Annotated in this window: 15 protein-coding genes; 4 read left to right on the top strand and 11 right to left on the bottom strand. The window is 66.6% G+C overall.

Annotated elements, in window-relative coordinates; translation table 11 throughout:
* Positions 1 to 97: 97 nt before the first annotated feature.
* The 4 genes from ASF18_RS14290 to ASF18_RS23090 all read left to right on the top strand — a co-directional run bounded on the left by ASF18_RS14290 (position 98) and on the right by ASF18_RS23090 (position 5,349).
* Positions 98 to 817 carry a gamma-glutamylcyclotransferase gene (locus tag ASF18_RS14290; RefSeq protein ID WP_056352477.1) on the top strand — a complete coding sequence of 240 codons (720 nt, stop codon included), beginning with the start codon at positions 98 to 100 and terminating at the stop codon, positions 815 to 817.
* A gap of 285 nt (positions 818 to 1,102) precedes the next feature.
* Positions 1,103 to 3,100, top strand: a complete 1,998-nt coding sequence (locus ASF18_RS14285) for a HAMP domain-containing methyl-accepting chemotaxis protein (protein WP_056352475.1) — start codon at positions 1,103 to 1,105, stop codon at positions 3,098 to 3,100.
* 567 nt (positions 3,101 to 3,667) lie between these two features.
* Positions 3,668 to 4,411 (top strand): hypothetical protein, encoded by a 744-nt coding sequence (locus ASF18_RS23740; protein ID WP_156649823.1) that lies wholly within the window; start codon positions 3,668 to 3,670, stop codon positions 4,409 to 4,411.
* Positions 4,412 to 4,431: 20 nt separating this feature from the next.
* Positions 4,432 to 5,349, top strand: coding sequence for an AIPR family protein (locus ASF18_RS23090; RefSeq protein ID WP_082487544.1), 918 nt, complete (start codon positions 4,432 to 4,434; stop codon positions 5,347 to 5,349).
* Between the two features lie 46 nt (positions 5,350 to 5,395).
* Here the strand turns inward: ASF18_RS23090 and dnaE are convergent, their stop codons facing one another.
* The 11 genes from dnaE to nuoL all read right to left on the bottom strand — a co-directional run bounded on the left by dnaE (position 5,396) and on the right by nuoL (position 22,026).
* Positions 5,396 to 8,905, bottom strand: a complete 3,510-nt coding sequence (dnaE, locus tag ASF18_RS14280) for a DNA polymerase III subunit alpha (RefSeq protein WP_056352473.1) — start codon at positions 8,903 to 8,905, stop codon at positions 5,396 to 5,398.
* Positions 8,906 to 9,315: 410 nt separating this feature from the next.
* Positions 9,316 to 10,029 carry an ABC transporter ATP-binding protein gene (locus ASF18_RS14275; RefSeq protein WP_056352471.1) on the bottom strand — a complete coding sequence of 238 codons (714 nt, stop codon included), beginning with the start codon at positions 10,027 to 10,029 and terminating at the stop codon, positions 9,316 to 9,318.
* 13 nt (positions 10,030 to 10,042) lie between these two features.
* Complete coding sequence (locus tag ASF18_RS14270) at positions 10,043 to 11,347, bottom strand: lipoprotein-releasing ABC transporter permease subunit (RefSeq protein WP_056214648.1); 1,305 nt, start codon at positions 11,345 to 11,347, stop codon at positions 10,043 to 10,045.
* A gap of 8 nt (positions 11,348 to 11,355) precedes the next feature.
* Positions 11,356 to 12,681 (bottom strand): proline--tRNA ligase, encoded by a 1,326-nt coding sequence (gene proS / locus ASF18_RS14265; protein WP_056214644.1) that lies wholly within the window; start codon positions 12,679 to 12,681, stop codon positions 11,356 to 11,358.
* A gap of 748 nt (positions 12,682 to 13,429) precedes the next feature.
* The gene (locus ASF18_RS14260) at positions 13,430 to 13,774 is read right to left on the bottom strand and encodes a DUF1467 family protein (RefSeq protein WP_056214639.1); all 345 of its coding nucleotides are present in this window, start codon (positions 13,772 to 13,774) and stop codon (positions 13,430 to 13,432) included.
* A complete protein-coding gene (mce, locus tag ASF18_RS14255) occupies positions 13,771 to 14,175 on the bottom strand; it encodes a methylmalonyl-CoA epimerase (protein ID WP_056214637.1) in 405 nt (134 codons plus the stop codon). Before mce ends, ASF18_RS14260 begins: the two co-directional genes overlap by 4 nt.
* 275 nt (positions 14,176 to 14,450) lie before the next feature.
* Complete coding sequence (locus ASF18_RS14250) at positions 14,451 to 16,124, bottom strand: ribonuclease J (RefSeq protein WP_056214634.1); 1,674 nt, start codon at positions 16,122 to 16,124, stop codon at positions 14,451 to 14,453.
* Positions 16,125 to 16,138: 14 nt separating this feature from the next.
* Complete coding sequence (locus ASF18_RS14245) at positions 16,139 to 16,918, bottom strand: biotin--[acetyl-CoA-carboxylase] ligase (protein WP_056352436.1); 780 nt, start codon at positions 16,916 to 16,918, stop codon at positions 16,139 to 16,141.
* A gap of 4 nt (positions 16,919 to 16,922) precedes the next feature.
* The gene (gene nuoN, locus ASF18_RS14240) at positions 16,923 to 18,365 is read right to left on the bottom strand and encodes an NADH-quinone oxidoreductase subunit NuoN (RefSeq protein WP_056214627.1); all 1,443 of its coding nucleotides are present in this window, start codon (positions 18,363 to 18,365) and stop codon (positions 16,923 to 16,925) included.
* A 12-nt stretch (positions 18,366 to 18,377) separates the two neighbouring features.
* Positions 18,378 to 19,901 (bottom strand): NADH-quinone oxidoreductase subunit M, encoded by a 1,524-nt coding sequence (locus tag ASF18_RS14235; protein ID WP_056214623.1) that lies wholly within the window; start codon positions 19,899 to 19,901, stop codon positions 18,378 to 18,380.
* Between the two features lie 31 nt (positions 19,902 to 19,932).
* Positions 19,933 to 22,026, bottom strand: coding sequence for an NADH-quinone oxidoreductase subunit L (gene nuoL, locus ASF18_RS14230; RefSeq protein WP_056352434.1), 2,094 nt, complete (start codon positions 22,024 to 22,026; stop codon positions 19,933 to 19,935).
* Positions 22,027 to 22,084 lie beyond the last annotated feature (58 nt).

Below are 22,084 nucleotides of genomic sequence, written 5' to 3'. Positions count from 1 at the left end.
CCCCCGGCGCGGCCGGTCTTGCGCTTCGGCGCGGCCGGTCTTGCGCTTCGGCGCAGCCGGTCTTGCGCCCCGGCCTGCCCGGTGGTTCGCTGGCCCCATGCCCGACCAGCCCCTCGCCCTGACCCTCGCCCTCATCGCCCGTGCCCATCCGACGCCGGTGGCGGACGACGCGACGGCCCTCGCGCTGCTGAGCGATGCCGAACTGGCCCCGGGCCTCGCCGCCGCCCTCGCCGCCCGGCCGATGCCCGCGGAGGGCTTGTGGGTGTTCGGCTACGGCTCGCTGATCTGGCAGCCGGAATTCGCCTATTCCGAGCGCCGGGTCGGCACCGTGCACGGCTATCACCGGCGCTTCTGCCTCCTCCAGCGCCGGTTCCGCGGCAGCGTGGACAATCCCGGCCTCGTCCTGGCCCTCGATGCGGGCGGCTCCTGCGAGGGGGTCGCCTTCCGGCTGACCGGTGCGGAGGCCGCCGAGACCTTGCTGCCGGTCTGGCGCCGCGAGATGGGCGGCAACGGCTATCTCGGGCGCTGGGTCCCGGTGGAGACGGCCGCCGGCACGATCCAGGCGCTGACCTTCCTGGTGAATCCCGAGAGTGACCGCTACACCGGCCCGATCCCGGACGACGTGATCGCGGACCGGATCGCCGCCGGGGCCGGCCATCTCGGGCCGAGCGCCGAGTACCTGTTTCGCACGGTGGCCGCCTGCCTCGAGGCGGGCATCCGCTGCCCGCACCTCCTCACCCTGCAGGCGATGGTGGCGGAGCGCCTGCGGGCGCGAGTCCGGGCCGGCACCGCCGGCTCGTCGGCGGCCGGCGCCTGACGCGCCCTTTCGGACCCTCGACGCGCGGGTTCCGCCGGAACGACGGGGCGTGGCGCGCGGGTGGACGTCGGGCGGTCCGTTCGTTCGACCCCGATCGACCGGACACGCCCGCGATCGGTGATCCGCGTGACGCTGCTGGTTCAAAAATGCTCACTTCGATTGTATAGATGGACCATATTAGTTCAGGTAGATCTGACGATGCAGATATATAATGTAATTTAAGACATTTTTATTGGTCAACACCTAGGAGAAATGCACAAACCACGCAACGGATCAGGCCTCTCGATGACATACGGTATCCGCGCTCGCCTCTACGCCGGATTCGGCAGCCTGATCCTGATCACCGGCGGAATTGGCCTGACCGCGCAGTATCAACTCGGCTCCATCGTAGCCGAATACGAACGGGTCGCTCGCCTCGAGGAGGGGGCACGCAACGTCTTCGCGATGAACGGCCTCGCGGAGCGGCTGTCCGGGCAGGCTCTGGATCTGCAGTCGAGCCAGACGCCCGATCAGCTCGAGCAGGTCGAGCAGACACGCCAGGCCATCACCACGGTGCTCCAGCGCCAGGTCGACATCGCGGTGTCGGAGGAGCGGCGCGCGATCTACGCCAGCATGCGGGACCAGTCTGCCGCCCTGAAGGACGATATCCAGCGCCTCGGACAAGCCGGTCTGGCGCTGACGGACAGCAAGACCAAGCTGTTCCGGACCGGCGACGAGCTGACGCGCGTGGCCGGCCTCCTGATCTCCGACATCCGTCAGAACGGCTCTGCGGCGCAGATCGCTCAGGTCGCGACGGTCGACAGCGCGGTGCTGCTGATGCGGGTCGCGAACTGGCGTTTCCTGGCCACCCGCGATCCCCAGGGTCCCGCGACCTTCGCCACGAACAGCCTCAAGGCCGACACCGCCATCAGGACGCTGAAGGAGCTCGACACGGGCGGCGCGTTCACGCGTCCGATCAAGCGGTTGCAGGACACGGTCGCCGCCTACATCGACGCCTTCAACGCGGCGGCAGCCGCCATCGAGGCGACGCGGGCGGCCCATGACGACACGCTCAAACCGCATGCGGCGGCCCTGATGCAGGCGGGCCTGGGAGTCCGGGCGAAGATCGAGTCGGCCGTGAGCGAGATCATCGCCGACACGGACGCGAGCGTGAGCCGGGCCCGCGTCCTGCAGATGGCCTTCGTCGGCCTGGCGCTGGCGCTCGGCGGCGCCCTCGCCGTCCTGATCGCCCGCAGCATCATCCGGCCGATCTCCGGCATGACGGACGCGATGAGTCGCCTGGCCGCCGGCGAGACGGCCGTCACGGTCCCCTCGCAGACGGCGGGGGACGAGATGGGCGCGATGGCCAAGGCCGTCGACGTGTTTCGCCAGAACGCCATCGCGCGCATCGAACTGGAGGCGCAGCAGGTCGCCGCGCTGTCGGCGCGCCAGCGCCGGGCGGACCGGGTCGACGAGCTCGTCCAGAGCTTCGAGCAGACCATCTCGGGCAACATCGGCATCGTCACCTCCGCGGCGACCGAACTCGACGCCACGGCCCGGTCGATGACCCAGGTGGCGGAGAGCACCAGCGGGCAGGCGCTCGCCTCGAGCGCGGCCGCGCGGGAAACCGCGACGAACGTACAAACCGTGGCCGCGGCCGCCGAGGAGATGGTCGCCTCCCTGCAGGAGATCGAACGCCAGGTTCAGCAATCGAACGCCGCCGCCGGTGCCGCGGCCCGCGAGGCGGAAGCGACGGACGCCAGCATGGGCAGCCTGATCCAGGCCGCCGACCGGATCGGAGAGGCCGTCACGATGATCTCCGGCATCGCCAGCCAGACCAACCTGCTGGCGCTCAACGCCACCATCGAGGCGGCGCGGGCCGGCGAGGCGGGACGCGGCTTCGCGGTGGTCGCCGCGGAGGTCAAGGAGCTCGCCGGCCAGACCGCCCGGGCCACCGACCAGATTGGCGGGCAGATCGCGGCGATCCAGCAGGCCACCGCCCAGGCCGTCGCGGCCATCCGCCAGATCGGCCAGACCATCGTGTCGGTGAACGCGATCACCGAGAGCATCGCCGCGACGGTGGTGGAGCAGACGGCGGCCACCGGCGAGATCTCCCGCAACGCGGCCGAAGCGGCCCGCGGAACCCAGGACGTCTCGACGAACGTCGCCCAGGTCCTCGCCTCCTCCGGCGACACCGGCTCCGCGGCCCAGCAGGTGCTGATGGCGGCGGGCGAACTCTCGGTCCAGTCGGTCACCGTGCGCCAGGAGGTCGAGGGCTTCCTCGCCGCCATCCGCGCGGCGTGAGACGCGGCGTCGGTTGCTCAGACCGGGGCATGGACAAGCAGCCCGCGCGGCGCCGAACAAGGCCGCGTAGCGCCCAAGTGAAGCCCGGATATGCCATTCCCAAATCCGCCATTCCGAAAAGATAAATCAGATCGGATGCGAGATGGCTTCTGCTTGATCGATCCGGTCGATTCGAGCACTGCCGGTTCTTAAAGCCCTTCGATGATGAGGGCCGCACGGTGCTTGCATCTCGAGCCGGATGAAGGGGCGCATTTTCAAAAAAGCAGAGCAGCTGAAGATTGTTATGCAGAAGGGTAGTGACGCCCTCATCCCCAAGGACAATGAGGCCTACGAATATTGCGGGATATTTTGTGGAGATGGAATTTTTTAAATAGAGTTTTAGATTTATAGGACTCACCCAGGTATTGGCGAAGACGCATATCCTAATTTTACATGATGCACAACTAGGCGCCAATAAAACCGGCATTACCGGCTCAACAGCGAGCGATTTTCAGCATTGCGTCTCGTCGCATTTGTCACCCATATGACAGGGTGGGAACTCACAGGCGAGCGAGCATCGACTTAATCATGGCGATCAATGTCGACTATCCGGATCTTCTCAAAAATTTCCAAGAGCATATTGCCCCTAAAAGGTCTGAAAGCGCATCATTCCTGATCTGGTATCTAGAGCAATATTATAGATTCGATCCGATTGAAGCGGTTGATGCTGTATGCGATCAGGCTGGCGACAAGGGTGTTGATGGAATCTTTATTAATGATAGCAATACTACTATAACCATATTCCAGTCAAAAATTTCTCAACGCCTCAATTCGACCGTTGGCGATGCAGCCTTGCGTGACTTCCTAGGTACATTGCAGCAATTCGAGTCAGTTGAGTCAGCTACTCATCTGATGCAGACCGCGAATAATACGCAAGTCGCAAGCTTGATCAGAAGGTCAGGCCTTCTCTCAAAATTAGATTCCTACACGCTCAGAGGCGAGTTTATCACAAATATCGACCTTGACCAGAATGGAAAAGACTTCTTACAACAACATGGAGACAAAATATTATTTGTAGGAAGAACTGAACTTGTTGACAGCTACATTTCAAATGAACGCGATTTACCCATTCAGAAGCCAGCGACATTCGATATTTATGGATTTGATGTAGGCGTATACAAAGTCGACAGCGAAATTGGAGCGATGATAGTCCCGGTTAAAGCCAGACAACTTGTCGAACTTGATGGTATTAAAGATCAATCTGTCTTCTCGTATAATGTCCGAGGACCTTTAGGGAGAACAAGCGTAAACAAAGATCTCGTAAAAGCATAAGGGATGTCGGTCTTCACAAGATGTTTCCACTATTTCATAATGGCATCACAATAATCGCGAAAAGTATATTTTTAGAAAAAGACAGTCTTAGCATCGAAGAGTATTACGTCATCAACGGATGTCAGAGCTTGACGTCGCTACATGAAAATAAAGATGCGATTACAGATGAACTCAGAGTTCTAGCAAAATTTATCTCAATGGATCCAGCATCGCCCAAAGCTAGACTTATTACTGAATATTCAAACAATCAGAACGGCGTTCGATCGCGCGATTTCAAGTCTAACAGCTCAATCCAGATCCGTTTACAAAATGAGTTCAATCAAAATTACAAAGGACTTTTTAGTTATGAAATAAAAAGGGGCGAAACCTCAATATCAGGAGAGCCCATTTCAAATGAAGAAGCCGGCTTGTATCTCATGGCTTTTGACCACAAAGAGCCCTGGCGAACACACTATAAATATGAAGTTTTCGAAGATAAACATAGCGCCTTATTTGGAAGACCCGAAGTAACCGCTGATCGTATCGTGCTACTTCGAGTTATTGACAATGAGATAAAATCACAACTTGGCAACTTAAAAGAGCAACTACTTGCCAAATATAAACTTACTCGTTTTATGATAATATATATCATACAAGAAATGCTTAGCGATGATGAAACATTCCAGAAGATCGTTGCTCGCCCTCAGGATTACATGCGCAACCAGAGCTCGCGCGAAAGGTTTAGACTCGTAATATCTGGTTTTGTCGCCAACATTATAATCGACATCAACGTCGAGAGTGATGATTTCGACGAGAATTTTGACTATCGAAGAAAAATTAAGGATGACGAATGGGTTAAAAACCTAACAAGAAATATGGAAAAGGATTTTAAGAAAAACGTTGCACGAAAAAAGCAGGATACCTTTGCAACAGAATGGGCATTACTTGAATCTAAGTGACATCTAGATTTTCCACGGCGACGATCATTGACCGTCGCCGGTCCTTTCAGTTCACCTCGACCTGCACCACGCCCGGCACCGCCCGGAGCGCTCCGGCGATCTGGGGCGTCGCCTGGTACCGGCCCGGCAGCTTGACCTCGACCTCGCGGGCGCCGTCGAGGAGGAGGATCAGGGAGACCTCGCCCTCCCCGCGCACCTGCAGGCGCTGCTGCACGGATGGGATCGGGCGCTCGTCCTGCAGGTAGACGCGCATGCCCTTCTGGTGGCGGGCCACCGCCACGTCGAGGGGCTCGGCGGTCATGATGCGGGCGCGCACGTCCTCGCCCTCGAGGTTGGCCTGGAGCTGGAGCACCAGCGGCCGGCCCGGCTCGAGGATCTCGCGGTACTGGCCGAGGCCCTCCGAGAAGATGATCGCCTCGAAATGCCCGGTCTGGTCGGACAGGATGACGATGCCGAGCTTGTTGCCGGTCTTGGTCCGGCGCTCCGAGCGGTCGAGCACCGAGGCCGCCACGCGGCCCACGCTGGTGGTGCCGGCCCGGACGGCGCGGCAGAACTCGGCCCAGGTCTGGACCCGGAGCTTGCCGAGGAGGTCGCCGTACTCGTCGAGGGGATGGCCCGACAGGAAGAAGCCGATCGCCTCGTATTCCTTCTTCAGCTTGTCGGCCATCGGCCAGGGGTCGTAGGGCGGCACCCGCAGGGTGACGTCGGCGGCGGTGATGCCGCCGAACATGTCCTCGATGCCGGTGCTGGCCGCCTCGGCCGCCCCTTGCGCCAGCTTCATCATCGGTTCGATGGCGGCGCAGGCCCGGGCGCGATCCGGCTCGATGGTGTCCATGGCGCCGGCCGCCACGAGGTTCTCCAGGGTGCGCTTGTTGAGCATGCGCGGGTTGAGGCGGCGGGCGAGGCAGGCGAGATCCTTGAAGGGCCGGTCCCCCCGGGCCTCGATCAGGGCCTCGACCGCCCCCCGGCCCACGCCCTTGATCGCCGCGAGCGCGTAGTGGATGCGCCCCTCGCGCACCTCGAAGCCGACGCCCGAGGTGTTGATCGAGGGCGGCTCGACGGTGATCTTCAGGCGCTGGGCGTCCTGGCGGAACTCCGCCAGCTTGTCGGTGACGTCGATGTCGAGCTGCATCGCGGCGGCCAGGAACTCCACCGGATGGTTCGCCTTGAGGTAGGCGGTCTGGTAGGTCAGCAGGGCGTAGGCGGCGGCGTGCGACTTGTTGAAGCCGTAATCGGCGAACTTGGCGAGCAGGTCGAAGATCTCGTTGGCCTTGGCCTTGGTGAGGTCGCGCTCGACGCAGCCCTTCACGAAGCGGTCGCGCTGGGCGTCCATCTCGGCCTTGATCTTCTTGCCCATGGCGCGGCGGAGCATGTCGGCCTCGCCGAGCGAGTAGCCGGCCAGGACCTTGGCCACCTCCATCACCTGTTCCTGGTAGACGATGATGCCGAAGGTCTCCTTGAGGATCGGCTCCAGCTTCTCGTGCGGGTACCAGCTCGCCTCGTTGCCGGCATCGCGGCCGAGCTTGCGCTCGCAATAGACCGGGATGTTGGCCATGGGGCCCGGGCGGTAGAGCGCCACCAGGGCGATGATGTCCTCGAAGCGGTCGGCCTGCATCTCGACCAGGGCCTTGCGCATGCCGGCCGATTCCACCTGGAACACGCCCACCGTCTCGCCGCGCTTCATCGGCGCGTAGGTCGCCGGGTCGTCGAGGGGCAGCGAGGCGAGATCCACGATGATGCCGCGCCGGGCCAGGAAGTCCGTGCAGCAGCGCAGCAGCGTCAGGGTCTTCAGGCCGAGGAAGTCGAACTTCACCAGGCCCGCGGCCTCGACCCACTTCATGTTGAACTGGGTCACCCGCATGCCGGTCTTCGGGTCGCGGTAGAGCGGCACCAGCTGTTCGAGGGGACGGTCGCCGATGACCACGCCGGCGGCGTGGGTCGAGGCGTGCCGGTGCAGGCCCTCGAGCTTCTTCGAGATTTCCATGAGCCGGGCGACGATCGGCTCCTCCTCGATCGCCTGCTGGAGCTTCGGCTCGCCCTCGATGGCCTGGACCAGGGTGACGGGATTGGCCGGGTTCTGCGGCACGAGCTTGGTCAGCTTGTCGACCTGCCCGTAGGGCATCTCCAGCACGCGGCCGACGTCGCGCAGCACGCCGCGGGCCAGCAGGGTGCCGAAGGTGATGATCTGCGCCACCTGCCGCTCGCCGTAGCGCTGCTGCACGTAACTGATCACCCGCTCGCGGCCCTCGACGCAGAAGTCGATGTCGAAATCCGGCATCGAGACGCGCTCGGGGTTGAGGAAGCGCTCGAACAGCAGGCCGAAGCGCAGCGGGTCGAGGTCGGTGATGAGGAGCGACCAGGCCACCAGGGAGCCGGCGCCGGAGCCGCGGCCCGGCCCGACCGGGATGTCGTGGTCCTTGGCCCACTTGATGAAGTCCGACACGATCAGGAAGTAGCCGGGAAACTTCATGCCGACGATGACGTCGAGCTCGAAGGCGAGGCGGTCGCGATAGACCTGCTCGGACATGCCAGGCGCGGTGCCGTGCTGGGCGAGGCGCCGTTCGAGACCGGCCTCCGCCTGCCGGCGCAGCTCCGCCGGCTCGTCGGGGGGGGGCGCCGCCGGGACTTCGGGGGTGCCCTCGGGGGCGGCGGCGTCGAGGGCGGCGACCACGCCGAAATTCGGCAGAATCGGCTTGCGGGTGCGCACGCGGTAGGCGCAGCGCATGGCGATCTCGACGGTGGCGTTCAGAGCGTCCGGCAGGTCGGCGAAGAGCGCGGCCATCTCGGCGCGGGTCTTGAAGCCGTGGCGCGGGGTCAGCTTGCGGCGGCGGTCGTCCGAGACGAGGCGGCCGTCCGCGATGGCCAGCAGCGCGTCGTGGGCGTCGTAGTCGCCCTCCCGGGCGAAGAACGGCTCGTTGGCGGCCACCACCGAGAGGCCGTTCGTGTCGGCGAGCCGCAGCAATTCCCGCTCGACCATGCGCTCGTCGGGCAGCCCGTGGCGCAGGATCTCGACGTAGAGGCCGTCCTCGCCGAAGGCCGCGCGCAGCTGCGCCAGGCGGCCGGCGGCGAGTTCGGCCCGGCCCTGCCGCAGGGCGCTGTCGAGGGGCCCGGTGGAACCGCCCGTCAGGGCGATCAGGCCGGCGCTCGACTCGGCCAGGGCCTCGACGCCGACCCGGGGGGCGTCGCCCAGCGCCCCGTCGAAATAGGCGCGGCTCGCCAGACGCAGCAGGTTGCCGTAGCCGGTCTCGTCCTTCGCCAGCACGACGATGTTGGCGCAGCCGGCCTGGCCCTGCCCGACGCGCGCCATCGGATCGGGCGCCTCGAAGGCGACGGTGAGCTGGAGGCCCGGGATCGGCTGGAGGCCGGCGCCGGCGGCCTTCTCGGAGAATTCCAGCGCCCCGAACAGGTTGTTGGTGTCGGTGAGCGCCAGGGCCGGCTGCCGGTCGGCGAGCGCCGCCTTCACGATGTCCCCGACCTTCAGGGCCCCTTCCAGCAGGGAGAACGACGAGTGAACGTGGAGGTGGACGTAAGCCGGGTCTTTCAGGATGCGCGCCATGAGACCACCAGCCCGAGTCGTGGTTTCCAATCCATGAGAATTCGGGGCCCGGACGCGTTTCCCTGTGGACCGCGCGACCCCTGTGACCCCGCCGCAACGCTAACGCAAGGGCGCCAGTGCGACAGCCCAGGCGGCGATGGACATCGCCAGGAGCCCGAAGGCCATGAACTCGACCGCACCCGTCAGGATCATCCGCTTGAACATGGGCCTCGCCTTTCGTTGACGCCCCGAGTTTTGTTCCTGTTTTGTTCTATGTAAAGCAAAACTCGTCGGCGCACCGCATCGTGGTTACGGCCCGGTAAATCCCGTCGCCTTGGCCATCGGTCGCGGATCGGCTCCGCGTGCTCACGCGAAGGCGTCGGACCTCCGCGGCCCAGCGATCCGCCGCCATTGATACCCGTGCCCGGCCCTCAGGGCAGCTGCTCGATCAGCCCGTCCCGGATCGTCACGCGCCGGTCCATGCGGGCGGCGAGATCCATGTTGTGGGTGGCGATCAGCGCGGCGAGGCCGGAGGCGCGCACCAGCGCCACCAGGATGCCGAAGACGTGGGCGGCGGTGTGCGGATCGAGGTTGCCGGTGGGCTCGTCGGCCAGGAGCAGGCGCGGGCCGTTGGCGACCGCGCGGGCGATGGCGACGCGCTGCTGCTCGCCGCCCGAGAGTTCGGCCGGCCGGTGCTGGAGGCGCTCCTTGAGGCCGAGGAAGCTCAGGAGTTCGTCCGCCCGCGCCCGCGCCTCGCGCTGCGAGAGCCCGCGGATCAGCTGCGGCATCACCACGTTCTCCAGGGCCGAGAATTCCGGCAAGAGGTGGTGGAACTGGTAGACGAAGCCCATCTCCTCGCGCCGCAGGCGGGTGCGCTCGGAATCCACCATCGCGGCGGTCGGACGGCCGCCGATGTAGATCTCGCCGCCGTCGGGGCGCTCCAGCAGGCCGGCGAGGTGCAGCAGCGTGCTCTTGCCGGCCCCCGAGGGCGCCACCAGGGCGACGAGCTCGCCCGGCCAGATCGCGAAATCCGCCTGGCGCAGGATCTCGAGGGCGCCGGCCCCTTGGGCGTAGCGCCGCTCCACCTTGGCGAAGAACAGGGCCGGGACCGGCTGCGCGCCGGGCGCCTCGGCTGTCGTGGTCATGGATGCTCGGGCCTCAACCGTAGCGCAGGGCCTGCACCGGATCGAGCCGGGCGGCGCGCCACGAGGGATACAGCGTCGCGATCAGCGACAGGGCGATGGAGGTGACGACCACCACGGTGATCTCGTTGGCGTTCATCTCGGCCGGGATCTCGGCCAGGAAGCGCACCGTGGGGTCCCAGGCGGAAGGGAACAGCACCCGCTGGATCCCCTTGATGTTCATCGTGATCAGGATGCCGAGGGCCAGCCCGCTCAGGGTCCCCACCACGCCGATCAGCGCGCCGTTGATGAGGAACACCCGCATGATGGTGCCGGGGGTCGCCCCCATGGTGCGCAGGATGGCGATGTCGCTGGACTTGTCGCGCACGAGCAGGATCAGCCCCGAAATGATGTTCAGGGTCGCGACCACGACGATCAGGCTGAGGATCAGGAACATCACGTTCCGCTCCACCTCCAGGGCGCCGAAGAAGGTCCGGTTGCGCTGGCGCCAGTCGGTGAGGAGCACCGGGCGCTCGGCCGCCATCTCGAGGTCGGGCCGCATCGTGCCCACCGCCTCGGCATTGTCGAGGTAGATCTCGATCAGGCTGACATCGGCGTCCCGGTTGAAGAAGGCCTGGGACTCCGTCAGGGGCATGAACACGAAGGTCGAGTCGAACTCGGTCATGCCGATCTCGAAGATCGCCTTGATGGTGTAGCCCTTGGTGCGCGGCGCCGTGCCGAACGGCGTCGAGGCGCCCTTCGGCGTCAGCAGGTTGATCTGGTCGCCGGCCTGGACGCCGAGGGATTCGGCCAGGCGCCGGCCGATGGCGACGCCCGACCCGTCGTCGAAGCCCTCCAGGCTGCCGCCCTTGATGTTGCTCGCGATGGCGCCGATCTTGTCGAGGTCCTCGCCCCGGATGCCGCGGACCAGCACGCCGCTGCCGGCGCCGCCATAGGGCGAAGAGGCGAAGGCCTGCCCCTCCACCAGGGGGATCGCCGCCCGCACCCCGGCGACCTTCGACAGGCGCTCGGACAGGTCGGCATAGTCGGTGAAGAGCTTGTCGATCGGGGCGACGAAGACGTGGCCGTTGATGCCGACGATCTTCGACAGGAGCTCGGTGCGGAAGCCGTTCATCACCGAGAGCACGATGATCAGCGTGGCGACGCCCAGGGCGATGCCGAGGAGCGAGAAGAACGCCACCACGGAGACGCCGCCGCCCCGGCGCCGGGCCCGCAGGTAGCGCCCGGCGATGATCCACTCGAACCCGGCGAAGGGGGGCGTGCTCCCGCGCCGGAACCGGGCGCGAAGGCCCGCAAGCCTGTCCGTGAGGGTCGCCGCCATGGGGTGCCTCAGAGCCGCTTCAGGCGGGCGAGCAGATCGATCGGGGCGATGCTTTCGCGCTCGCCGCCGGCCCGACGCTTCAGCTCCACCTTGCCCTCCGCGAGGCCGCGGGGGCCGACGATGACCTGCCAGGGCAGGCCGATGAGGTCGGCCGTGGCGAACTTGGCGCCCGGGCGCTCGTCGCGGTCGTCGTAGAGCACGCTGAGGCCGGCCGCCTCGAGGGTGGCCTGGATCTCGCCGCAGGCGGCGTCGGTGGCGGCATCGCCCGTCTTGAGGTTGATCAGCGCCACGTCGAAGGGCGCCACCGCGTCGGGCCAGATGATCCCGGCTTCGTCGTGGGAAGCCTCGATGATCGCCGCCACGAGGCGGCTCGGGCCGATCCCGTAGGAGCCCATGTGGACCGGGCGCTCGACGCCGTCGGGACCGGTGACCTTGGCGCCCATGGGCTCGGAATACTTGGTGCCGAAGTAGAAGATGTGCCCGACTTCGATGCCGCGCGCGGCCATCTGCTTGTCGGCCTGCACCTCGGCGAAGGCCGCCGGCTCGTGCATCTCGGAGGTGGCGGCGTAGAGCGAGGTCCAGCGGTCGACGGTGCCCTGGAGCGCGGCGACGTCCTCGAAGTCGGTGGTCACCGGCGGGACCTCGAAATCCAGGTACTGGCTGTCGCAGTAGACCTCGCTCTCGCCGGTCTGGGCCAGGATGATGAACTCGTGGCTGAGGTCGCCGCCGATCGGACCCGTGTCGGCCCGCATCGGGATCGCCTTCAGGCCGAGGCCCGCGAAGGTGCGCAGGTAGGCCACGAACATCCGGTTGTAGGCGTGGCGGGCGGCGGCCTGGTCGATGTCGAAGGAATAGGCGTCCTTCATGAGGAACTCGCGCGAGCGCATGGTGCCGAAGCGCGGCCGGACCTCGTCGCGGAACTTCCAGGAGATCTGGTAGAGGTTCTTCGGAAGGTCCTTGTAGGAGCGCACGCTGCCGCGGAAGATCTCGGTGACGACCTCTTCGGCGGTGGGGCCGAACAGCATCTCGCGGTCGTGGCGGTCGGAGATGCGGAGCATCTCCTTGCCGTAGGCCTCGTAGCGGCCGGATTCCCGCCAGAGCTCGGCCGACTGGATCGCCGGCATCAGGATCTCGATGGCGCCCGCCCGGTCCTGCTCCTCGCGGATCACCGCGCAGACCCTGTTCAGGACGCGCAGGCCCAGCGGCAGCCAGGCATAGATGCCGGCGGCCTCCTGGCGCACGAGCCCGGCGCGCAGCATGAGGCGGTGGGAGACGATCTCGGCCTCCTTGGGCGTCTCGCGCAAGGTCGGCAGGAAGTAGCGGGAGAGACGCATGAAAGGCCCTGGAAACAGCGTGCCAGCGGGTCGGCGGTACGCCGGGGCACACAACACATTGCATCGGGAAAACACAAGCGCGGAGGGGTGACACGGGTCCGCCGCGTGGCGTTTCGCCCTCAGGAGGCAGGGTGGTCCGGCCGAACGTTGCCCGCGAGCCAGGCTCCGCCCGCAAGCGCCGCCTCCCATTCCGGTAGAAAAGCGCAGGAATGTCTCACGAAGCAGGTGACAATGAGAATTGTTGTTCCTATAAGCGCGTCCGTGATGGATGCGCCGCCCAAGCAGTGGCGCCACACGGTCCGAGTCTCGGGAGGAATTTCAGCCGCCACGCCGTCAGCAATGCGTGAGACAATCGAGGCTGAGCAAACGACCATCTTCATAAAAGCAAGGCTTAGGCCTTGCTTTTTTTATGTCTCGACGCTTGCGCGAGGCTGTCGCCACTGCGTCGCGGTCCGACCGACGTCTCACGCCGACGCGCCGTCATCCCGGGGCCGCGCAGCGGAACCCGGGATCCAGAAACACAGGTGGCGCAAGACCTTGCACCGTCGGCGGTTCTGGATTCCGGGCTCGCCTGCGGCGCCCCGGAATGACGCGGTGCTGTCACTGCGGCCGTGGTTCGATGTCCCGCGTGCGCGACGTCCGTTCTTCGCGGGGGCAGCGACGCGCCCGGTCTGGAAGACGACGGCGGCGTGACCTTACATCCGTGCGCGGGCTCACGTCCGGTTCGACCGGACCACGCCGAACCCCCTCAGAGGCCGGCCAGCTCGAAGACCTGGATCGCCACCAGGAAGACGACGCTCGCCAGGAGCGAGGTCAGGATCGCCTTCTCGCGCAGGCGCGGGACGGCGGGCGCCCCGGGATCCTGGCCGGGCACGATCCGCTCCGGGTCGGTCTCCACTTGGTTGCGCAGGGGCAGGATGACGAAGAGCAGGGTCCACCAGACCACGAAGTAGAGGGCGAGCGCGCCGAATACCGAGAGCTTGAACAGGCCCACCGCGAGGGCGACCACCCCGGCGAGCACCACCACCATCACGCCGACGGTGCGCAGGGTGGAAGCTGCCAGGGCCTGGAGGACGGCGCCCATCCGGCTCAGACCTGTTCCAGCTCGACGAGGGTGCCGAGGAAGTCCTTCGGGTGGAGGAAGAGAACGGGCTTGCCGTGGGCGCCGATCTTCGGCTCGCCGGTGCCGAGGACGCGCGCGCCCTGGGCCTTGAGCTTGTCGCGGGCGGCGATGATGTCGTCGACCTCGTAGCAGACGTGATGGACGCCGCCGTTGGGGTTGCGCTCGACGAAGCTCTCGATGGGCGAGCCCGCGCCCAGCGGCGCCATCAGCTCGACCTTGCTGTTGGGCAGGTTGACGAACACCACGGTGACGCCGTGCTCGGGCTGCGGCAGCGGCTCCGTCACGGTGGCCCCGAGGGTGTCCCGGTAGATGGCGCAGGCAGCGTCGAGATCGCGGACCGCGATGGCGACATGGTTCAGGCGTCCGATCATGGTGTCCTCCCCTTCCTTCCCTCAATCCCGACCGCCACCCCTCCCCCGTCGAAGCGGGCGATATCGATGGCACCGCGGCGTCATTCCGGGGCGCCGCAGGCGAGCCCGGGAATCCAGAGCCGCCGACGGTGCCGGACGCGACGAAACCTATGGTTCTGGATCCCGGGCTCCGCTGCGCGGCCCCGGGATGACGGTGTGCTGCGCGCCGACGTCCCGCGCAACCCACCCGCATCGGCGACACCCCTCCCCCGCAGAGGGGGGGGAGGGTTCGCCCATTATACCTCGACCACCTGCACGTGGCAGGCGGGCTTCTTGCCCCAGACCTCGTTCACCGCGGAGCGGATCGCGCGGTCGACGGCCTTCTCGACGCCCTCGGCGTCCTTGCGCTTGGGCTTCGACAGCCCCGAGAGCGTGCGCGACACGCACTCCACGACGACGTCGAGCATCGCCTGGCCGGTCCGGCCGCGATTGGGCAGGCCGATGATGTCGATCGCGGGCTCGCCCAGGATCTCGCCCTGGACGTCGATGGCGATGGCCACCGAGACGAGGCCGGCCTGCGAGAGCTTGCGGCGCTCGGGGATGGCCCGGTCCTTGGCGTCGATCAGGACGTTGCCGTCCTTGAACAGGCGCCCGGCCTTGACGTGGTCGACGATCTCCGGCGTGCCGGGCGCGAGGCGCACGACGCTGCCGTTGCGGGCCTTGACGATGTTCGGAACGCCCTGGTCCCGGGCGAAGCGGGCGTGCTCGTCGAGGTGCAGGGCCTCGCCATGGACCGGGATCGCGGTCTGCGGCCGGGTCCAGGCATACATCTCCGCCATCTCGTCGCGCCGGGGGTGGCCCGAGACGTGGACGAGCTTGGTGCGGTCGGTGACCACCTCGATGCCGGCATTGACGAGGTCGTTGATGATCGCGCCCACCGCCCGCTCGTTGCCGGGGATCGCCCGCGAGGAGAAGATGACGCGGTCGCCGGCGGCGAGGGTGATGTCCGGATGGTCGTCGCGCGAGACGCGGGCGAGCGCGGCCCGCTCCTCACCCTGCGAGCCGGTGAGCAGGGCCACGACCTTGTCGCGCGGCAGGTAGCCGTAGCTGTCCGACGACCGGAACTCGGGCAGCCCGTCGAGGAAGCCGCACTCGCGGGCGACCGCGATGACCCGGTCCATGGCGCGGCCGACCGCGACGACCTCGCGGCCGCAGGCCTGGGCGGCCTCGGCCACGGCCCGCATGCGGGCGACGTTGGAGGCGAAGGTCGTCACCGCGACCCGGTGGGGGGCGTCGGCGATGAGCTCGCGCAGGGTGGCGGCGACCTCCGCCTCGCTCGGGGAACGCCCCTCGCGCACGACGTTGGTCGAATCGCTGATCATCGCCAGGATGCCCTCGTCGCCGAGCGCCCGGAAGGCGGTCTCCGAGGTCACGTCGCCGAGGATCGGGGTCGGATCGAGCTTCCAGTCACCGGTGTGGAGCAGGAGGCCGTGCGGCGTCCGGATGGCGACCGCGTTCGACTCGGGGATCGAGTGCGAGACCGGCACGTACTCGATCTCGAACGGACCGACCTGCACCCGTCGGCCGGCCTGGATCTCCTTGAGGATCACCTTGGGCGCGCCCGGCTCGCTGAGGCGCCGGGCCTCCAGAAGGTTCTTGGCGAAGCGCGTCGCGTAGACGGGCGCCTTGAGCTTGGGCCACAGCTCACCGATCGCGCCGATATGGTCCTCGTGCGCGTGGGTGATGAAGATGGCGAGGAGGTCGTCCTTGCGCTCCTCGATGAAGCTGAGGTCCGGGAACATCAGGTCGATGCCGGGGAATCCCTCCTCGCCGGCGAAGCCCATGCCGCAATCGACCATGATCCATTTGCGCCGCTTCGGGGGGCCGAAGCCGTAGAGCGCCGCGTTCATGCCGATCTCGCCCACGCCGCCGAGCGGCACGAAGACGAGTTCGTCTTGCCCTGTCGTCATTGTCCGTCCAAACCTCAAGCCGCCGTCGCGGCCGTTCCCAGATGCACCTCGCCCGCCGTCACGGTCCGTCGCGTCCCATCCTCCGATCGGACCACGAGCCGCCCTGCCTCGTCGATCGTCTCGAAAATTCCTTGTACGGACGTGTCGCCCATGCGCACCGAAACCGGCGCGCCGATTCCGGCCGCGTCCGCGATCCAGCGCTCGCGGATCCTCGCGAATCCGTGGCCACACGCCCAAAGCCGCGCGGCGTCGACGATTCCATCCGTCAGGTGGACGAACAGATCCTCGGCGCGCGTGTCGTACTGCATCTGCCTGAGGCACGTGGCGCGATAAGGCAAGCCCTGCGGCGTCGCAGCGACATTGACACCGAAGCCCATCACCACCGCGCGGCGCCCGCCGGGCCGGCTCTCGGCCTCCAGCAGGAGCCCCGCCAGCTTGGCGCCCGAGGCCAGGACGTCGTTCGGCCACTTCAGGCGGCACCCGGTGACGCCGGCCGCCGCGAGGGCGGAGACCAGGGCGAGGCCGGCGACGAAGCCGAGGGTCGGCACCAAGCCGGGCTCCACGTCGTCCACGGGCCAGAGCAGGCTCGCGGTCAGGTTTCCGGGCTCGGACAGCCAGCTGTTGCCGCGCCGGCCCCGTCCGGCCTCCTGCCGCCGCGCCACCACCCAGAGCGGCCCGGCCTCGCCGTCGCGGAAGCGCGCCAGCGCCTCGGTGTTGGTGGAGCCGAGGCTTTCGTGGACGTGGAGGCGGTGCCCCTCCCCCCGCGCCCGGGTGCCGAGGACGTAGCCGCTCAAGGACCTAGAACAGCGACTTGGCGGCCGCACCCGCGGCGCCCACGATGGGACCCGGCACGATCCCGAGCAGCACCACGACCAGGCTCGCCAGGGCGAGGACGATGCGGGCCCCCGGCGGCATCGGCTCGTAGGCGGCGACCGGCTCGTCGAAATACATCACCTTGACGAGGCGCAGGTAGTAGAACGCGCCCACCACGCTGGTGACCACGCCGATGATCGCCAGGGCGACGAGGCCCGATTTGATGGCCGCGAGGAAGACGTAGTACTTGGCGAAGAACCCGGCCAGCGGCGGGATGCCGGCCAGCGAGAACATCATCGCGGCGAGGCAGAAGGCCATGACCGGATGGGTGCGCGACAGCCCGGCGAGGTCGTCGACGGATTCGAACATCCGGCCGCCGCGGCGCAGCGACAGCAGCACCGCGAAGGCCCCCAGCGTCATCGCCAGGTAGATGATCATGTAGACGACGACGCCGCTGATGCCCTCCTGCGAGCCGGCGGCGAGGCCCACCAGGGCGTAGCCGACATTGCCGATGGAGGAATAGGCCATCAGGCGCTTCAGGGAGCGCTGGCCGATGGCGGCGAAAGAGCCCAGCGCCATCGAGGCGATCGCCACGAAGACGATGATCTGCTGCCAGATCGCGGTCACGTCCGGGAAGGCGCCGATGAAGAGGCGCACCGTCATCGCCATGGCGGCCATCTTGGGCGCCGAGGCGAAGAAGGCGGTCACGGGGGTCGGCGAGCCCTCGTAGACGTCGGGCGTCCACATGTGGAACGGCACCGCCGCGAGCTTGAAGGCAACGCCGGCCGCCACGAAGACGATGCCGAGCACGATGCCGAAGCCCGCGGTGCCGTCCAGCGCCGCGACGATGCCGGGGAACGAGACGGTGCCGGTGAAGCCGTAGACCAGGGAGGCGCCGTAGAGCAGCATGCCCGAGGAGAGCGCGCCGAGGACGAAGTACTTCAGCCCGGCTTCCGTCGACTTCAGGTTGTCGCGATGGAAGGCCGCGATGACGTAGGCGGCGAGCGACTGCAGCTCCAGGCCGAGATAGAGCGCGATCAGGTCGTTGGCCGAGGCCATGACCATCATGCCGATGGTGCAGAGGATCAGCAGGATCGGGAACTCGAACCGGTCGATGCGCTCCCGCTGGAAATAGTCGCGCGAGAGCAGGATCGTGGCCGCAGAGCCCAGCAGGATCAGGGCCTTCATCACCTTGGAGAAGTTGTCGACGATGAAGGAGCCGTTCAGGGTCGTGACCTTGGCGCCCGACTGGGACATGACCGCGAACAGCGCCACCACCAGCAGGATCAGGGCCCCGACGTTGACGCCCTCGGCGGAGCGCTCGCCCCGGAACGCACCGTAGAGGATCAGCACCAGCACGCCGACGCTGAGGATCAGCTCCGGCAGGGCGGGCCCGAGCGCGGGCAGGACGATCTGAGCGGCGTTCATCGGGTCAAGCCTTCAGCGCGACGCGGGCGGCAGGGTGGCCGCGGCGGTCTGCGTGTTCGAGAGCGCGGTCCGCATGCTCTGCATCAACGCGTCCGTGGAGGGCGCGAAGGTGTCGAGCACGGGGGCCGGGTGGACGCCGTAATAGATCGTCAGGGCGACGAGCGGCGCGATGATGATCTTCTCGCGCAGGTCCAGGTCGAGGATGCCCTGCAGGTTGGGCTTCTCGAGCTTGCCGTAGATCACGCGGGCATAGAGCCAGAGGGCGTAGCCGGCCGACAGGATGATGCCGAAGACCGAGAAGAACGCCACCGTCGGGTTGGCCCGGAAGGCGCCCATCATGGCGAGGAACTCGCCCACGAAGCCGGAAGTGCCGGGCAGGCCGACATTGGCCATGGTGAAGACCATCATGGCCGCCGCGTAGAGGGGCATCCGCTTCACGAGGCCGCCATAGGCCGCGATCTCGCGGGTGTGCATCCGGTCGTAGACCACGCCGACGCAGAGGAAGAGCGCGCCCGACACGATGCCGTGCGAGATCATCAGGAACAGCGCGCCCTGGATGCCCTGCTCGTTCATCGTAAAGAGACCCAGCGTCACGAAGCCCATATGCGCCACCGAGGAGTAGGCGATGAGCTTCTTGATGTCGGTCTGCATCAGGGCGATCAGCGAGGTGAAGATGATCGCGATCACCGAGAGGGCGAACACCATCGGGGCGAAGGCGTGGCTCGCGTCCGGGAACATCGGCAGCGAGATCCGGATGAAGCCGTAGCCGCCCATCTTCAGGAGGATGCCCGCCAGGATCACCGAGCCGGCGGTGGGCGCCTCCACGTGCGCGTCGGGCAGCCAGGTATGGACCGGCCACATCGGCATCTTCACCGCGAAGGAGGCGAAGAAAGCCAGCCAGAGCCAGGTCTGCAGTTCCACGGGGAAGCGGGTGTGCAGCAGGGTCGGGATATCGGTGGTGCCGGCGTGCCAGTACATCGCCATGATGGCGAGCAGCATCAGCACCGAGCCGAGCAGGGTGTAGAGGAAGAACTTGAAGCTGGCGTAGATGCGCCGCTTGCCGCCCCAGATGCCGATGATGAGGAACATCGGGATCAGGCCGGCCTCGAAGAACAGGTAGAACAGCACCAGGTCGAGGGCGCAGAACACGCCGATCATCGTCGTCTCGAGGACGAGGAAGGCGACGAAGTACTCCTTCACCCGGACGTTCACCGAGAGCCACGAGGCGCCGATGCAGAACGGCATCAGGAAGGTGGTCAACAGGATCAGCGGCATCGAGAAGCCGTCGACGCCGAGCTTGAACCGGGTGGCCTCGCTCAGCCAGGCATGGGTCTCGACGAGCTGGAAGTTCGCCGTGGTCGCGTCGTAGCGGCCCCAGGCCACCAGCGAGAGCAGGAAGGTGGCGAGCGTGGTGATGAGTGCGGCCCAGCGGGCGTTGCGCTTCGCGGCTTCCGTCTCCTCGCCCAGGGTGAGGATGAAGGCCGCGCCGCAGAGCGGCACGATGAGCAGGCCGGACAGGATTCCGAGGCCTAACATGAGCGGGCGCTCCGATACGTGACGGCGGCCATCAATGGGCGACCTTGGGCAAGCCGGTCAGCATGTACCAGCTGATGAGGGCGGCGACGCCGACGAGCATGACGAAGGCGTAGTGGTAGACGTAGCCGGTCTGGAAGCGGACCACGCCGCGGGTCACGTCGAGGACGCGGGTGGCGATGCCGTCCGGGCCCATGCCGTCGATGACGCGGCCGTCGGCCTCCTTCCAGAGGAACTTGCCGAAGTCCTTGGCCGGGCGGACGAAGATCCGGTCGTAGAGCTCGTCGAAGTACCATTTGTTGAGGAGGAACCGGTACAGGCTCGGCTGCTGGGCGGCGAGTTGGCCCGGCAGTTCCGGCCGGCGGATATACATCCAGTAGGCCAGCACGAAGCCGATCAGCATCATGATGAAGGGCGAATAGGCCACCAGCGCCGGCACCGCATGGATGTCGTGCATGATGTGGTTGTCGGGGCCGTGGCCGAGGGCGTGGCCCCAGAACGAGTCCATGCCCTCGCCGATGAACCGGTTCTTGAAGATCAGGCCGGCGAAGAGCGCGCCGAAGGCCAGGATGCCGAGCGGGATCGTCATCACCAGCGGGCTCTCATGCGGGGTGTGCGCATGGTCGTGGTGCTCGATGGCGCTGTGCGAGGCCGGCTCGACGTCGTGGCCGTGATCGTCGTGGGCGACGCCCTCGTGGTGGCCCGGGGCGCCGTCGGCCTGGGTCGAGGCGGCGGCATGCGCCACCGCGTGGGTGTCGTCATGGTGCGCCCCGTGGCCGGCCCAGCGGGCCGGTCCCTCGAAGGTCATGAAAAACAGGCGCCAGGAATAGAACGAGGTCATCAGCGCGGCGACGACGGTGCAGATGAAGGCCAGGGTGTGCCCGGGCCGCGTCGAGGCGTAGGCCGCCTCGATGATGGCGTCCTTCGAATAGTAACCCGCGGTGAAGGGGAAGCCGATCAGCGCCAGGGTGCCGATGGTCATCATCGCCGAGGTGAAGGGGATGTAGCGGCGCAGGTTCCCCATGTTCCGCATGTCCTGCTCGTGGTGCATCGCGTGGATGACCGAGCCGGCCCCGAGGAACAGCAGCGCCTTGAAGAAGGCGTGGGTGAAGAGGTGGAAGACGGCCGCCGAGTAGGCGCCGACGCCGAGCGCCACGAACATGTAGCCCAGCTGCGAGCAGGTCGAGTAGGCGATCACGCGCTTGATGTCGTTCTGCACGAGGCCGATCGTGGCCGCGAAGAACGCCGTGATGCCGCCGATGACCGTGACCACGACGAGGGCGTTGGGGGCGAGCTCGAACAGCGGCGACAGGCGCGCCACCATGAAGACACCGGCCGTCACCATGGTGGCGGCGTGGATCAGCGCGGAGACGGGGGTCGGCCCCTCCATCGCGTCCGGCAGCCAGGTGTGCAGCAGGAACTGGGCCGACTTGCCCATGGCGCCCATGAACAGCAGCAGGCAAGCGAGGGTCAGGGCGTTCCAGTCGTAGCCCAGGAAGTGGAAGGTCGCGTCCTTGATCTCGGGCGCGCGGGCGAAGATGCCGTCGAAGGCGATCGAGCCCGTCAGCACGAAGACGAGGAAGATGCCCAGCGAGAACCCGAAATCGCCGACGCGGTTGACGATGAAGGCCTTCATGGCCGCGGCGTTGGCGGAAGGCTTCTCGTACCAGAACCCGATCAGCAGGTAGGAGGCGAGGCCGACGCCCTCCCAGCCGAAGAACATCTGCACGAGGTTGTCGGCCGTCACCAGCATCAGCATGGCGAAGGTGAAGAGCGACAGGTAGGCGAAGAAGCGCGGCCGGTGCGGATCCTCCTCCATGTAGCCGATGGAATAGAGGTGCACGAGGGTCGAGACCGAGGTCACCACCACCAGCATGATCACCGTCAGGGTGTCGATGCGGAAGGCCCAGTCGACCACGAGGTCGCCGGCGGTGAACCAGGTGGCCACCTGCACGCGGGTGGCGTGCTCGGTGCCCGGCACCTCCAGGAAGGCGCCCCAGGACAGCAGCGCCGAGAAGGCGAGGAGGCCGGTGGTGATGCCCTCGCTGAGCTTCGGGCCGAGCTGGCGGCCGAACAGGCCGGCGAGCAGCGCGCCGACGAGCGGGAGGAAGACGATCGCGTGATACATCGCTGGCTTGTCCGGCCTCCTGGGTGCGCCCGGTCCCCGCGCGCTGCGCGGGGAGCCC

Origin of the sequence: Methylobacterium sp. Leaf89 (genome assembly GCF_001422215.1) — a bacterium.
Classification (GTDB): domain Bacteria; phylum Pseudomonadota; class Alphaproteobacteria; order Rhizobiales; family Beijerinckiaceae; genus Methylobacterium.
The sequence above is the reverse complement of the archived record's forward strand: the minus strand, read 5'-3'. Positions and strand labels throughout refer to the sequence as shown.